Here is a 13780-nt window from a genome sequence, read left to right as displayed (position 1 = left end):
GTGGCGATGCGGCCAGAGAGAGAAGGAACAGGTACCATGACCATCAAGCTGCAAAAGCCTGACATCACAGAGCTGAAGCCGCGCATCACCGTGTTCGGCGTTGGTGGCGGTGGCGGCAACGCCGTCAACAACATGATCACCGCCGGCCTACAGGGCGTCGACTTCGTCGTTGCCAATACGGATGCGCAGGCGCTGACGATGACGAAAGCCGAGCGCATCATCCAGCTCGGCGTCAACGTTACCGAAGGCCTCGGTGCCGGTTCGCAGCCGGAAGTCGGTCGCGCGGCCGCTGAAGAATGCATCGACGAGATCGTCGATCACCTGAACGGCACGCATATGTGCTTCGTCACCGCCGGCATGGGCGGCGGCACCGGCACCGGTGCTGCTCCTGTTGTCGCGCAGGCCGCCCGTAACAAGGGCATCCTGACGGTCGGCGTGGTCACCAAGCCGTTCCATTTCGAAGGCGGCCGCCGCATGCGTCTCGCCGAGATGGGCATTCAGGAGCTGCAGAAGTCTGTCGACACGCTGATCGTCATTCCGAACCAGAACCTCTTCCGCATTGCCAACGATAAGACGACCTTCGCCGACGCGTTCGCCATGGCCGACCAGGTTCTCTATTCGGGCGTTGCCTGCATCACCGACCTGATGGTGAAGGAGGGTCTCATCAACCTCGACTTCGCCGACGTCCGCTCGGTCATGCGCGAAATGGGCCGCGCGATGATGGGCACCGGCGAAGCTTCCGGCGCCGGCCGCGCACTGCAGGCAGCCGAAGCGGCGATCGCCAACCCGCTGCTCGACGAAACCTCGATGAAGGGCGCCCAGGGCCTGCTGATCTCGATCACGGGCGGTCGCGATCTCACGCTCTTCGAAGTCGACGAAGCCGCAACCCGTATCCGCGAGGAAGTCGATCCGGACGCCAACATCATACTCGGCGCCACCTTCGATGAATCGCTTGAAGGAATCATCCGCGTTTCGGTCGTCGCAACCGGTATCGACCGGGCGATCAGCGAAGCCGCCGAGCGCAACTACCAGCCGGCCGCCAAGCCCGCTATCCGTCCCTCTGCGGCTGTTGCTCCGGCAGCGGCCGCAGTTCAGCCTGCGCCGGTGATGCAGGCACCCAAGGCCGTTGATCCGATCGCCCAGACCATCCGCGAAGCCGAGATGGAACGCGAGCTTGAGATTCCGGCCCCGCGTGCCGCCGCGCCGCTTCAGCAGCCTGCTGCGCAGCAGGAAGTCTTCCGTCCGCAGAGCAAGATTTTCGCGCCTGCACCGGAGGCTCCCGCCATGCGTCCTCAGGTGCAGCAGCAGGCTCCCGCACCGGTGATGAGCCAGCCGGTGATGAGCCAGCCCATCCAGCAGCAGCAGCCGATCCAGCCGCAGCCGGTCCGGCAGGAGCCGATCATCCGTCAGGCGGCGGAACCCGTCCGCATGCCGAAGGTGGAGGATTTCCCGCCGGTCGTTCAGGCCGAACTCGACCACCGCACGCAGGCGGCTTCCGCCCATGGCCAGGAAGAGCGCGGCCCAATGGGCCTGCTCAAGCGAATCACCAATTCGCTGGGGCGCCGCGACGATGACGCCGTCGCCGCTGACATGACCGCCGCGCCGCCGGCCGCTTCGCAGCAGCGGCGTCCGCTGTCGCCGGAGGCAAGCCTCTACGCACCGCGCCGCGGCAATCTCGACGATCAGGGTCGTGCGGTTCCGCAGGCCCGCATGATGCAGGAAGACGACCAGCTGGAAATCCCAGCATTCCTGCGTCGCCAGTCGAACTGAGGCTGCGATCCGACACCGTTCATGCCCGGGATCCAGGTCCCGGGCATTTGCGTTTTTCAGCCCCGAATTGCTGAGCGATATCAATCGTGTGACTTCGTAACAAACCGAAAGAAACAGTGATTTGGATTGGAGCGCCGGCGCACGTAAGTATGGTGCAAGGAAACTGCCCTAGGAGACTCCTCAACGAGGCTCCTTCTGCAGAACGAATGAAAACCGCACCGTGGAACAGATCGCTGGAGCGGAAAAATAAAGGCAGATTTTATGGCAATTGGCTTGCTGGGTTTTCAAACGACCGTATCGCGTCCCGTGACGCTCTCGGGCATCGGGGTTCATTCGGGTGCCAATGTCTCGATCACGCTGAACCCGGCCGAATCGGACACCGGCGTCGTTTTCCAGCGCCTGCATGACAATGGCGATATTACCGAACTCAAGGCCGTTTCGTCGCAGGTCGGCAATACCGACCTCTGCACCGTACTCGGCTTTTCGCCGACGCATTCGGTCGCGACGATCGAACATGTCATGGCCGCCATCTATGCGCTCGGCCTCGACAATGTGGTGATCGAAGTGCAGGGCGCAGAAATGCCGATCATGGACGGCAGCTCGTTGCCTTTCGTCGACGCGATCGAACAGGCCGGTCTCGTCTCGCTCGGCGTCAAGCGCCGTTATATCCGTATCACCAAGCCGGTGCGGATCGAGCATGGCGGTTCCTGGAGCGAATTCCGTCCCTATGACGGCACGCGCTTCGAGGTCGAGATTGATTTCGACTGCCCGCTGATTGGCCGGCAGAAGTGGGCCGGCGACATGAGCGCCGCAGTCTTCAAGACCGAGCTTTCTCGCGCCCGTACCTTCGGCTTCATGCGCGATGTCGAGCGGCTCTGGGCTTCCGGACATGCGCTCGGCTCGTCGCTCGAAAATTCTGTCGTCATTTCGGACGACAACACCGTCATCAATGTCGAAGGACTGCGCTACGCCAAGGACGAGTTCGTCCGCCACAAGACGCTCGATGCCGTCGGCGACTTGTCGCTCGCCGGCGTCCAGTTTATCGGTTGCTACCGTTCCTATCGTGGCGGCCACAAGATGAATGCCAATGCTTTGAAGGCGCTGCTCGCCGATCCCTCCGCCTACGAGGTGGTCGAGACCTCGACGCCGCGCCAGCGCGTCGCCGCTCGTGAACTGATCGCGGTCAGCGCTGCTGAATTCGCCCCCTGGTCGGCATGACCTCCAGCATATTCTCAAAGACCAGGCCGCCTCTTTCCCGGAGGCGGTTTTTTTATGTCGCCCGAGTTTGCGGCGATCGGCATTTTACGGCAGGTGCTTAGCTGCAACAGGTCGGCAAGAAGGTGAAAAGCCGGGCATTTCCGGCCGCGGCTGCCACAAAAATGCGTTAATGCCTTATCATTGCGTTGCTCTCGAAGCACATTTGTGGCTAGAAACGCCAGCGAGGCGTGGCTGCCGTGGAGCGAGCGGCGGCAGTGGGGTTCTTTCGAATGGCTTATGCAGGATCTGAAGGTATGATGAAGACAGCGCGCGCTTTGTTCGCATCGCTTCTGGTGCTCAGCGCAGGCGCCTCGATATCCGGCTGCCAGTCGGACCCCGATATCGACATCACCAAGCTCGGCCTCGAAACAGATCCGCCTGATGTGCTCTACACCCAGGGCCTTGCCAATATGAAGGCCGGCAACATGGCGGAAGCGGCGCGCAAGTTCGACGCCATCGACCGCGAGAACCCATTCTCCGAGTGGGCGCGCAAGGCGCTTGTGATGAGCACCTTCGTCAAATATCGCCAGGGCAAGCTCGATGATGCGCTCGCGTCGGGCAACCGCTACATGGCGCAATATCCGAAGTCCCAGGATGCCGCCTACGTACAGTATCTCATCGGCCTCACCTATTCCAAGCAGATCGTCGACGTGACGCAGGACCAGCGCGCCTCGGCCAAGACGATCGAGGCGATGCAGGCTGTCGTCGACAATTACCCGAACTCCGAATATGTCGACGACGCGCAGGCGAAGATCCGCTATGCGCGCGACCAGCTGGCCGGCAAGGAAATGCAGATCGGCCGCTACTACATGGAGCGGAAGGAATATCTCGCCGCGATCTCGCGCTTCCGCATCGTTGTCGAGAAATATCCGAACACGAACCAGATCGAAGAGGCGCTCGCCCGTCTCGTCGAGGCCTATTATGCGATGGGCATCGTCGACGAGGCTCAGACCGCGGCAGCCGTTCTTGGTCACAACTATCCCGACAGCCAGTGGTACGCCGATTCCTACAAGCTGCTGCAGACCGGTGGCGCCGAGCCGCGTGAAAACAAGGGCTCGTGGATCGCTGCGGCAGGCAAGAAACTCCTGCTCGGTTCCTAAGTCCAATGCTGATCCAGCTTTCGATCCGCGATATCGTCCTGATCGAGCGGCTGGATCTTGCCTTCGAGACCGGCCTTTCCGTGCTGACGGGCGAGACCGGGGCGGGCAAATCCATCCTGCTCGACAGTCTGTCGCTGGCGCTCGGCGGGCGTGGCGACGGCGGCCTGGTGCGCCATGGCGAAGATAAGGGGCAGGTGACGGCCGTGTTCGACGTCGGCATGGATCACGGCGCCCGCGCGCTGCTGCGTGAAAACGGCATCGACGACGAGGGCGATCTGATCTTCCGCCGCCAGCAATCGGCAGACGGGCGCACCAAGGCATATGTCAACGATCAGCCGGTCAGCGTGCAGCTGATGCGCCAGGCCGGCCAGATGCTGGTCGAGATCCATGGCCAGCACGACGATCGCGCCCTGGTCGATACCAACGCCCATCGTACCCTTCTCGATGCCTTCGGCGGACTGACCGATGAAGTTACAGAAGTCTCCCGGCTGTATCGTATGTGGCGCGACAGCGAGCGGACCCTGAAGAAGCACCGCGAGAAGGTCGAAAGCGCGGCGCGCGAGGCCGACTATCTGCGTTCCTCCGTCGAAGAGCTCGAGAAACTCTCGCCGCAGGACGGTGAGGAGGACGAACTCGCCGAAAGCAGGCAGAAGATGATGAAGGCCGAGCGGATCGCCGGCGACATCGCCGAAGCCTCCGAATTCCTGAACGGCAATGCCTCGCCGGTGCCCCATATCGCCTCGCTGGTACGCCGGCTGGAGCGCAAGAGCCATGAGGCGCCGGGACTGCTCGAAGACACTGTGACGTTGCTCGATGCCGCGCTCGATCAGCTTTCCAACGCCCAGATGGAAGTCGAGGCGGCGCTACGCAAGACCGAATATGATCCGCGCGAGCTGGAGCGGGTGGAGGAGCGACTTTTCGCGCTCCGGGCCGCTTCGCGCAAATATTCCGTGCCGGTCACCGAGCTGCCGGCGCTGGCCGTCCGCATGATCGCCGATCTTGCCGATCTCGATGCAGGCGAAGAGAAGCTTGCGCGGCTGGAAGCCGAGGTCGGCCTGGCGCGGGAGAATTACGATACCGCGGCACGCGCACTCTCCGACAAGCGCCATCATGCCGGCACGTCGCTGGCCGCGGCCGTCATGGCCGAGCTGCCGGCACTGAAGCTCGAACGCGCTCGCTTCATGGTCGAGATCACCACCGATGCGCAGGAGGCGCTGGCAGAAGGCATCGACGTCGTCGAGTTCCATGTGCAGACCAATCCGGGCACGCGGCCAGGCTCGATCATGAAGGTCGCTTCCGGCGGTGAACTGTCGCGTTTCCTGCTGGCGCTGAAGGTGGCGCTCGCCGATCGCGGATCGGCGCCGACGCTCGTCTTCGACGAAATCGATACCGGCGTCGGCGGTGCGGTGGCCGATGCGATCGGCCAGCGGCTGAAGCGGCTCTCCGATCGTGTCCAGGTGCTGTCGGTCACCCATGCGCCGCAGGTCGCGGCAAGGGCGGCAACGCATCTGTTGATCTCCAAAGGGCCGACGACCGACGGTTCGGAAAAGATCGCGACGCGCGTGGCTACGATGGCGCAGACGGACCGCACCGAAGAAATCGCCCGCATGCTCGCCGGCGCTTCGGTCACCGAAGAGGCGAGGGCGGCGGCGAAGCGGCTGCTGGCCGGCAACGGCTGATCGGCCGGCCGGTTGCGGTGACAGGAAGTCCCGATCCGTGGTAATCCTTTGCCATGCGTCTTTTCCATTTCAGCGATGATCCCGATATCGCGGTGTTCGAGCCGCGCCCTGTTCTCATTCCCTCGCTTCGCCCGGTTGGTCGGGAATGGTTGAATGACCCGCTCGTCTGGGCGATCGATGGCGATCATGACTTTATGTACCTCTTTCCTCGAGACTGTCCGCGTATCCTACTGTGGGGTACGCCGGATACGCCCGAGGCCGAACGCCGGCGCTGGCTCGGTGATTGGCGCGCCGTTGCCTTCGTCGAGCGTCATTGGCTGGAAAGGCTCGAGGTGGAGACCCTCCACCGCTATGAAATGGCGTCCGACGGCTTCAAAGAGCTCAAGGATGCAGGCATGTGGGTGTCCAGCAGACGCGTCGTTCCTGTCAAGCGGACCGCCATGTCGCAGCTCGACCAGGAGTTTGCGCCACGGCAGGTGGATCTCCGGGTGGTCGATAACCTGCGGCCGTTGAAGGACCTCTGGAACACCGGCCTGCATGTCAGCGGCATTCGGCTGCGGAATGCGCGAGACTGGCAATAGGCCGGTCAGACCCGCCGGGCCGGAGGCCATGACAAGCGTCCCAGACGTATGAATTTGTCGCGAACGGTGACGCCAATCTCCCTTATCCCTGTGCTCGCCACAGGGATTCCAGCGCGCCCAAGTCCTTGAGCGCGAGAGATTTCTTGCCTGTATGAGAGTCATTCACGGCGCAGACGCGCCGTGGCTGGATCCCTGTGACGAGCACAGAGATGAGGCGGAGAGGTGGGCGGGCCCTGTCCGATAGCCCGCGCCATCCGGCATGCAGCATATCCGGTCTCTCTTTTCATCCGGAAATTTTGCTCTAAAAACAATGCAGATTTTCTGGCCAGATTCCCTGGAGTGAGGTTGCATGTCCACCGAAGGTTCCGCCGTCGACGCGTTGACGATCGAAGAGGCTGCCGCCGAGCTTGAGCGGCTGGCAAAGGAAATCGCGCATCACGATGCGCTCTATCACGGCAAGGACCGGCCGGAGATATCGGATGCCGATTACGACGCGCTGAAGCGCCGCAACGATGCGCTGGAGGCGCGGTTTCCCGAGCTGATCCGCGAGGATAGCCCGTCGCGGCATGTCGGAGCCGCTCCTTCCGTCACCTTCTCGCCGGTCATTCATGCGCGGCCGATGCTGTCGCTCGACAACACGTTTTCGCAGGAGGACGTGCAGGATTTCGTCGCCGGCGTCTATCGCTTCCTCGGCCGCCTGCCGGACCAGTCGATCGCCTTTACCGCGGAGCCTAAGATCGATGGTCTGTCGATGTCCATTCGTTACGAAAACGGCAGGCTGGTAACAGCCGCCACGCGCGGCGACGGCACGACGGGGGAGAACGTCACCGCAAACATCCGAACGATCGCCGAGATCCCCAACGAGCTGCCGAAGGGCGTTCCCGCCGTGGTGGAAATCCGCGGCGAGGTTTATATGGCCAAGAGCGATTTCCTGGCTCTCAACCGGCAGATGGAGGCGGAGGGCAAGCAGACCTACGTCAATCCGCGCAATACGGCCGCCGGATCGCTCCGGCAGCTGGACGCCAAGGTGACGGCGAGCCGCAAGCTGAAATTCTTCGCCTATGCCTGGGGCGAGATGTCGGAGATGCCGGAAGATACGCAATTCGGCATGGTGCAGACCTTCAAGGACTGGGGCTTTCCCGTAAACCCGCTGATGAAGCGGCTGAATTCGGTCGCCGATATCCTGACGCATTACGACGAGATCGGTTTGAAGCGCCCGGATCTCGACTACGACATCGACGGCGTCGTCTACAAGGTCGACAGCCTCGAACTGCAGCAGCGCCTCGGCTTTCGCTCGCGCAGCCCGCGGTGGGCGACGGCGCACAAATTCCCGGCCGAGCAGGCCTTCACCGAGGTCGAGAGGATCGAAATCCAGGTCGGCCGCACCGGCGCGTTGACACCGGTGGCGCGGCTGAAGCCGATCACGGTCGGCGGTGTGGTCGTCACCAATGCTACGCTGCACAACGAAGATTACATCAAAGGCATCGGCAATAGCGGCGAGCGCATCCGGCCGGAGGAACATGACATCCGCGAGGGCGATACCGTCATCGTCCAACGTGCCGGCGACGTCATTCCGCAAATTCTCGACGTGGTGATGGAAAAACGCGCCGCCGACGCCCGCTCGTACGAGTTTCCGAAGACCTGCCCGGTCTGCGGTTCGCATGCCGTGCGCGAGGTGAACGAGAAGACCGGCAAGATGGATTCGGTGCGCCGCTGCACCGGCGGCTTCATCTGCCGGGCGCAGGCGACGGAGCATCTGAAGCACTTCGTCTCGCGTAACGCCTTCGATATCGAGGGGCTCGGCTCCAAGCAGGTCGACTTCTTTTTCGAAAACGAGGATCCGTCGCTGCAGATCCGCACGGCGCCCGAGATCTTCACGCTGGAGAAACGGCAGCAGGACTCGCTGACCAAGCTGGAGAATATCGACGGCTTCGGCAAAGTCAGTGTCGGCAAGCTCTATGCAGCGATCAACGAACGACGCAGCATTGCGCTTCACCGCTTCATCTATGCGCTCGGCATCCGTCATGTCGGCGAGACCACAGCTAAGCTGCTGGCGCGCTCCTACGGCACCTACGAAGCCTTTGCGACGGCGATGAAGGAAGCAGCACCGCTTTCCGGCGACGCCTGGAACGATCTCAACGCCATCGAGGGCATCGGCGAGGTCGTGGCGCGAGCCATGGTCGAATTCTACAAGGAGCCGCGCAATGTCGAGGTGATCGGCCGCCTGCTCGACGAAGTCACGCCGCAGGAGGCTGAACAGCCGGTGACGGCAGGAAGCCCGGTCGCCGGCAAGACGGTGGTCTTTACCGGTTCGCTGGAGAAATTCACGCGCGACGAGGCGAAGGCGAGGGCCGAAAGCCTTGGCGCCAAGGTGGCGGGCTCGGTTTCGAAGAAAACAGATATCGTCGTCGCCGGTCCCGGCGCCGGCTCCAAGCTCGACAAGGCGCGCGAACTCGGCGTGCAGACCTTGGATGAGGACGAGTGGCTGGCGCTGATCAGCGGGTGAGAGGCTGACGGCGGGCGTCAGCCTCGTTCGTTCAAGGTCTCAACCGCGCCATGGTATAGGCGTCGACATACTCTCCCGATCGAAAGCCGAAGGCCCTCAGCAGGCCTTCCCGCTCGAAGCCGAATTTCTCATAGAGGCCGATGGCGGCGTCGTTGTCAGTATAGACGGTCAGTTCCAGCCGCTTGACGTCCAGCCAGTCGTCGGCGGCCTCGACCATGGCGCCGAGCAGGATGCTGCCGAAACCGCGGCCGGTGAAATCGTCATGCACGCCCATGCCGACGCTGGCGACGTGCTGCCGGCGCCCGCCGAGGCGGTTGAGGCCGCAATTGCCGACGATCTTGCCGTTCAGGGTGACGACGAGATTGAGCGCGCCCGGCGAGGGATTTTCCATATTTTTGCGAACCTCTTCGACCCTTTGGTAGGGCGGCCGCAGCGTGCCGGCACGGTAGCCCGGCAAGTTCATGAGATCGGTGAGTTCTTCCGCGTCGGAAAGGCGGACTGAACGCACCAGGATGCCGTCCGGCAGCCGCGCTCGGCGGTTCGGTTCCTTTTCTTCATTTTCGGACATTGGATGCTCTCCTTGGGGTTCAGGAGGAGAGCCGGTTTCGAAACCCTGCTCGCCTCGGCAGGGTTTCGGGATGATCGGATCGCTGTTAACGCGCCATTGCTCCCGCATACCCTGCAAGGGTCGTGGTGTGATGGATGAGCGCTGCCATGGTCACGGAACTGATCATGGGTAGCAATCTTGGATATGTGCGCCGAAATGTCAACCACAGGGCGTGTGCAATTTGCGCGACCGCACGCGCGGCGGTATTTCTCTGGCCGGGGAAACGATTCGGTAGGCAGCATTGAAGACCATTGCGATTGATTTCGAGACGGCGAACGAGCAGCGCGGCAGCGCCTGTTCCGTCGGCCTTGCCTGGATCGAGGAGGGCAGGGTGACACGCGTCGAGGAACGGCTGATCCGGCCGCGCGACATGCGCTTTTCCGGGATGAACATAGCGATTCACGGCATTCGGCCGGAAGATGTCGAGGACGCGCCGGAGTTTCCCGAGGTGATGGATGAGTTCAATGACGATTTCAGGGGCGCGACGATGATCGCGCACAATGCCGCCTTCGATTTCAGCGTCTGGCGGGCGAGCCTCGATCTCTATCGGCAATCCTATCCCGAACTCACCTATCTCTGCAGTCTGAAGATGGCGCAGCGGATTTGGCCGCATTTCCTTTCGCACCGGCTGAACCTGATCGCCGAACATCTCGGCCTGCGCTTCATGCACCACAACGCCGCCGAGGATGCCGCCGTCTGCGCGGCAGCGGCGATCGAGATGGCCAAGGCAGTCAAGGCGAAAGCCGTCGAGGCGATCCCGGCACTGATCGGCATGACGCCGGGGCGGCTGATGGCGCGCGGCTATGCGCCCTGCACTTGCCGAAAGGCCTGAGCGGTTTCTTGCAAAGCAGGGGCGCGTGCTTATCTAGAATGCGCCGATCAAGCGATAGAGCGCCTTTGGCGCGTCCCGTCGGACGCGCGGCGCTCCAGGGAGCTGCCATGTCGAAGCCGCGCAATCTTTTCTTTGCTGCCCTCTCTCTTTTCGCGCTTTCAGCGGGCGCCGTCTCGGCCGAAGTCGTCGGCAAGGTCGGGGTTGACTGGATCGGCAACGACATCATCGTCGAGGCAGTCTCCGATCCCGAGGTCAAGGGGGTCACCTGCCATGTCACCTATTTCGACCGCAGCCTGATCGACAGGTTCAAGAAAGGCAACTGGTTCGAAGATCCGTCCAACAATTCCATTGCCTGCCGGCAGACCGGACCGATCGAGGTCGGCAATATCGACCTGTCCAAAGACGGTAGCGAAGTGTTCCGCCAAGGCATGTCGCTGATCTGGAAGACACTGGTCGTCAACCGGATCTATGACAAGGCGAACGACACTCTGATCTACCTCGCCCATTCCCGGGAGCTGACGGATGGCTCGGCGAAGATGTCGATTTCGACGATTCCGCTCTATGGGCAGAACGTAACTTGGAAGAATGGGAAGCCGTAGGGCCAAGCACGTCGGATATCTGGTCCTCGTTGCTGAAGACCCCGCCCCAAACCCCTCCCCACAAGGGGGAGGGGCTTAACCTGCCGCACCGGCTCTCCAGATCTTCGATGTTTCGGGAGGAGCGCGGCGGAGTCACAGGGTAGTCCCTCCCCTTGTGGGGAGGGGTTTTTCGAAGATAGGAACCATGCGAGGCGCATCAAACAAAAAGGCCCGGACGAGCCGGACCTTCGCATTCCATTTTCCAAATAAATCTCAAGCCGCCTGGTTCAACTCGTCGGCAATGACGGTATCGAGGTTCAGGAAACAGACCATGGTCTTCTCAAGTGCGACGATGCCGCGGCAGAAGGCGCGCTGGGCTTCGGGGATGATTTCCGGCGGCGGTTGCAGGTCTTCGCTCTTGATGGTCATCATATCGGAAACCTGCTCGACGAGCAGCCCGACCAGCTTGCCGGCGATGTCGGTGACGATGATCGCTGAGCGCTCGGAAGGTTCGGTCATCTTCATGCCGAGGCGGCAGGCCATGTCGATGACCGGGATCACCGCGCCGCGCAGGTTGATGAGGCCCAACACGTAAGGCGGAGTATGCGGCATCGGCGTCACCGGCGCCCATCCGCGGATTTCGCGGATGGCCATGATGTCGATGCAAAATTCCTGATCACCCAGGTGGAACGAAACGATTTCGAGATATGCGCCCGACTGTTTGATGGTGTTGTTGTTCATGGTCAAAATTCTTCCCAGTTGTCCCCGGCGGGAGAGGCGATGACTTTGGCGGCAGAACCGCCGTTGAATGCGCCCGCGACCTTGCCGATCAGGCTACGCGCGGGAGAAGGTCTCGAATGCGAAGCGGCGGTTGCCTCTCGCGGCGTTTGCCTGGCGCTCATGCCCTCGTCGGTCTTGAACTGCTTGATCAGCTGCGTCAGGTTTTCCGCGTCGATGGCGAGCGTATGGCTTGCGGCGTTCGTCTCTTCAACCATGGCCGCGTTCTTCTGCGTGACCTGATCCATCTGTCTGATCGACGTGTTGATTTCGTTCAGTCCGACAGATTGTTCGCGCGCAGAGGTTACGATTGATTTAACATGTTCGTCGATGCGCAGAACATCTTCGCCGATCTGGCGAAGCGCTTCACCAGCGGCTGTCACCAGTTCGCCGCCGATCTTCACTTCCGCGCCGGATTTTTCGATCAAGGCTTTGATATCCTTGGCTGCGCCCGCCGCACGGCCGGCGAGTTCACGCACTTCCTGGGCTACGACGGCGAAACCCTTACCGGCCTCGCCGGCACGCGCCGCCTCGACGCCGGCGTTGAGCGCCAGGAGGTTTGTCTGAAAAGCGATCTCGTCGATGACGTTGATGATCTTGCCGATCTCTCGGGAAGCGCCTTCGATTCGCTGCATGGCGGCCATCGCATCGCCGACTACGAGATCGGATTTCGCGGTATTCTCACGGGTATGGGAGACCATGTGGCCGACTTCCTCGGCGCGGTTGGTCGCGTTGCGGACGGTAGCGGTGATCTGGTCGAGGGCCGCCGACGTTTCTTCGAGAGACGCGGCCTGCTGCTCGGTGCGCTTGGCGAGATCGTCGGCGGGGGCGCGCATCTGGCGGCTGTTGGCTTCGATCGAGCTGCTGTTGAGGGCAATGTCGCTCATCGCCTTGCGCAGCGTCGCCGTCGTCTGGTTGAAATCCAGGCGTAGACGCTCCAGTTCCTCGCGGAACGGTTGGTCGATCGTAACGGCGACGTCGCCACCCGACAGACGGGTGAGGCCGGCGCCGAGAGCGGCGACGGCGGCGTTCAGCGCCTCTGCGTCGGCAAGCTTGGCGGCTTCGCGGGCGCGGTGCTCGGCATCGCTGCGCTGGCGGTCTGTTTGGGTCTGTACTTCAAGGTCGCGCTTCTCGATGGCGGCGAGCCGGAAGGCATCGGCAGCCCGGGCCATTTCGCCAATCTCGTCGCCGCGGTTCTTTTCGCCAACGTCGCTGGCAAGATCGCCGTTCATGACGCGCTGCATGCTTTCGCGCACGGCACCGATGCCGCGGCGGATCGAGCCGCCATGGATATATTGCAGCACGCCCATGGAGAGGATCGCTAGGACGCCGAGGCCGATCTGCAGGAAAAGAGCTCGCTGCGATATGGCATTGGCGGCTTCGACATGATGGTGGGCGTAGTTGACTCCTTCAGCGGCGAGCTCGTCGAGGGTTTGGGTCAGATTCTCGCCGGCGCCGTCGATCTTGTCGTCGATCTTGTCAAATTCGGCCTCGGACGCGCCCTGCTGAACCAGCGCGATGAGGTCGGTCTGGATCGCCCTGCCCATGTCGGCGACGTCGGCTTCATAGCTCGTCAGCAGCGCGCCGGCCTTCATGTCTTCTGCAAGCAGGCGCATGTCCTTGGCGCCTTTGGAAAGCGTGGTCAGGGAGTTGCCGATCAGCTTGATGCGTTCCGGCGGCACCGCCTTGTCGTCCTTGTCGACGATGACGTCCATGGCGGCCAGCACCAGCGTCAGATTGGCAAGCCGCATTTCGTCGACACGGTCGACGCTTGCCTGGATCTCGCTGGCACGGCGCAGGCCGGCGTCGACCCGCGCATTTTCGTACCAGCCGACGCCGAGCATCGTTCCGTACCCGAGAAAGGCCGCGCCGCCGAGCGTCCAGAGCCGTTGGCTGACCGACAGGCTCTTAGGCACTGCTGAATTCGTCATGAAAAACCCCCTCCACAAACCGCTTGGGTTCATGTTTTACCTACCCTCATGCGGACGTCCGGGGGTTCGCCACTCGGCAGACTTCATGTCAGAACGGCATGATGGGCCGCACGCACCGTTAGATATAGATATGACGGCTTAAGTCTTTCCTAACGATATGTC

11 protein-coding genes are annotated in these 13780 nt (G+C 62.2%); 8 read left to right on the top strand and 3 right to left on the bottom strand.

The features are described from left to right. The first annotated feature begins 36 nt into the window (after positions 1–36). From ftsZ to ligA, 6 genes are all read left to right on the top strand, one after another. Complete coding sequence (gene ftsZ / locus GGI60_RS03040) at positions 37–1770, top strand: cell division protein FtsZ (protein ID WP_183912702.1); 1734 nt, start codon at positions 37–39, stop codon at positions 1768–1770. 261 nt (positions 1771–2031) lie between these two features. After that, entirely contained in the window at positions 2032–2988 is a 957-nt protein-coding gene (lpxC, locus tag GGI60_RS03035; RefSeq protein WP_183912704.1) for a UDP-3-O-acyl-N-acetylglucosamine deacetylase, read from the top strand. 269 nt (positions 2989–3257) lie between these two features. After that, positions 3258–4127, top strand: coding sequence for an outer membrane protein assembly factor BamD (locus tag GGI60_RS03030; protein WP_183912705.1), 870 nt, complete (start codon positions 3258–3260; stop codon positions 4125–4127). Between the two features lie 5 nt (positions 4128–4132). Further along, entirely contained in the window at positions 4133–5806 is a 1674-nt protein-coding gene (gene recN, locus GGI60_RS03025; protein WP_183912707.1) for a DNA repair protein RecN, read from the top strand. 53 nt (positions 5807–5859) lie between these two features. After that, complete coding sequence (locus GGI60_RS03020; protein ID WP_183912709.1) at positions 5860–6387, top strand: DUF6886 family protein; 528 nt, start codon at positions 5860–5862, stop codon at positions 6385–6387. A gap of 349 nt (positions 6388–6736) precedes the next feature. After that, positions 6737–8893, top strand: coding sequence for an NAD-dependent DNA ligase LigA (gene ligA / locus GGI60_RS03015; RefSeq protein ID WP_183912711.1), 2157 nt, complete (start codon positions 6737–6739; stop codon positions 8891–8893). A 31-nt stretch (positions 8894–8924) separates the two neighbouring features. Here ligA and GGI60_RS03010 read toward each other — a convergent pair whose 3' ends face one another. After that, a complete protein-coding gene (locus tag GGI60_RS03010; RefSeq protein ID WP_183912713.1) occupies positions 8925–9461 on the bottom strand; it encodes a GNAT family N-acetyltransferase in 537 nt (178 codons plus the stop codon). A gap of 280 nt (positions 9462–9741) precedes the next feature. On the opposite strand from GGI60_RS03010, the gene GGI60_RS03005 reads away from it, so the two are divergent. Together GGI60_RS03005 and GGI60_RS03000 are read left to right on the top strand one after the other, a co-directional pair. Beyond that, entirely contained in the window at positions 9742–10332 is a 591-nt protein-coding gene (locus GGI60_RS03005) for a 3'-5' exonuclease (protein WP_183912715.1), read from the top strand. 107 nt (positions 10333–10439) lie between these two features. After that, positions 10440–10931, top strand: a complete 492-nt coding sequence (locus GGI60_RS03000) for a CreA family protein (RefSeq protein ID WP_183912717.1) — start codon at positions 10440–10442, stop codon at positions 10929–10931. A gap of 252 nt (positions 10932–11183) precedes the next feature. Here GGI60_RS03000 and GGI60_RS02995 read toward each other — a convergent pair whose 3' ends face one another. Further along, positions 11184–11651 carry a chemotaxis protein CheW gene (locus GGI60_RS02995; protein WP_183912719.1) on the bottom strand — a complete coding sequence of 156 codons (468 nt, stop codon included), beginning with the start codon at positions 11649–11651 and terminating at the stop codon, positions 11184–11186. 2 nt (positions 11652–11653) lie between these two features. Next, positions 11654–13618: a methyl-accepting chemotaxis protein gene (locus GGI60_RS02990; RefSeq protein WP_183912721.1), complete on the bottom strand. Its 1965-nt coding sequence runs from the start codon at positions 13616–13618 to the stop codon at positions 11654–11656. Positions 13619–13780 lie beyond the last annotated feature (162 nt).

It is taken from the genome of Rhizobium lentis (assembly GCF_014200175.1).
GTDB classification, from domain to species: Bacteria; Pseudomonadota; Alphaproteobacteria; order Rhizobiales; family Rhizobiaceae; genus Rhizobium; species Rhizobium mulingense.
The sequence above is the reverse complement of the archived record's forward strand: the minus strand, read 5'-3'. Positions and strand labels throughout refer to the sequence as shown.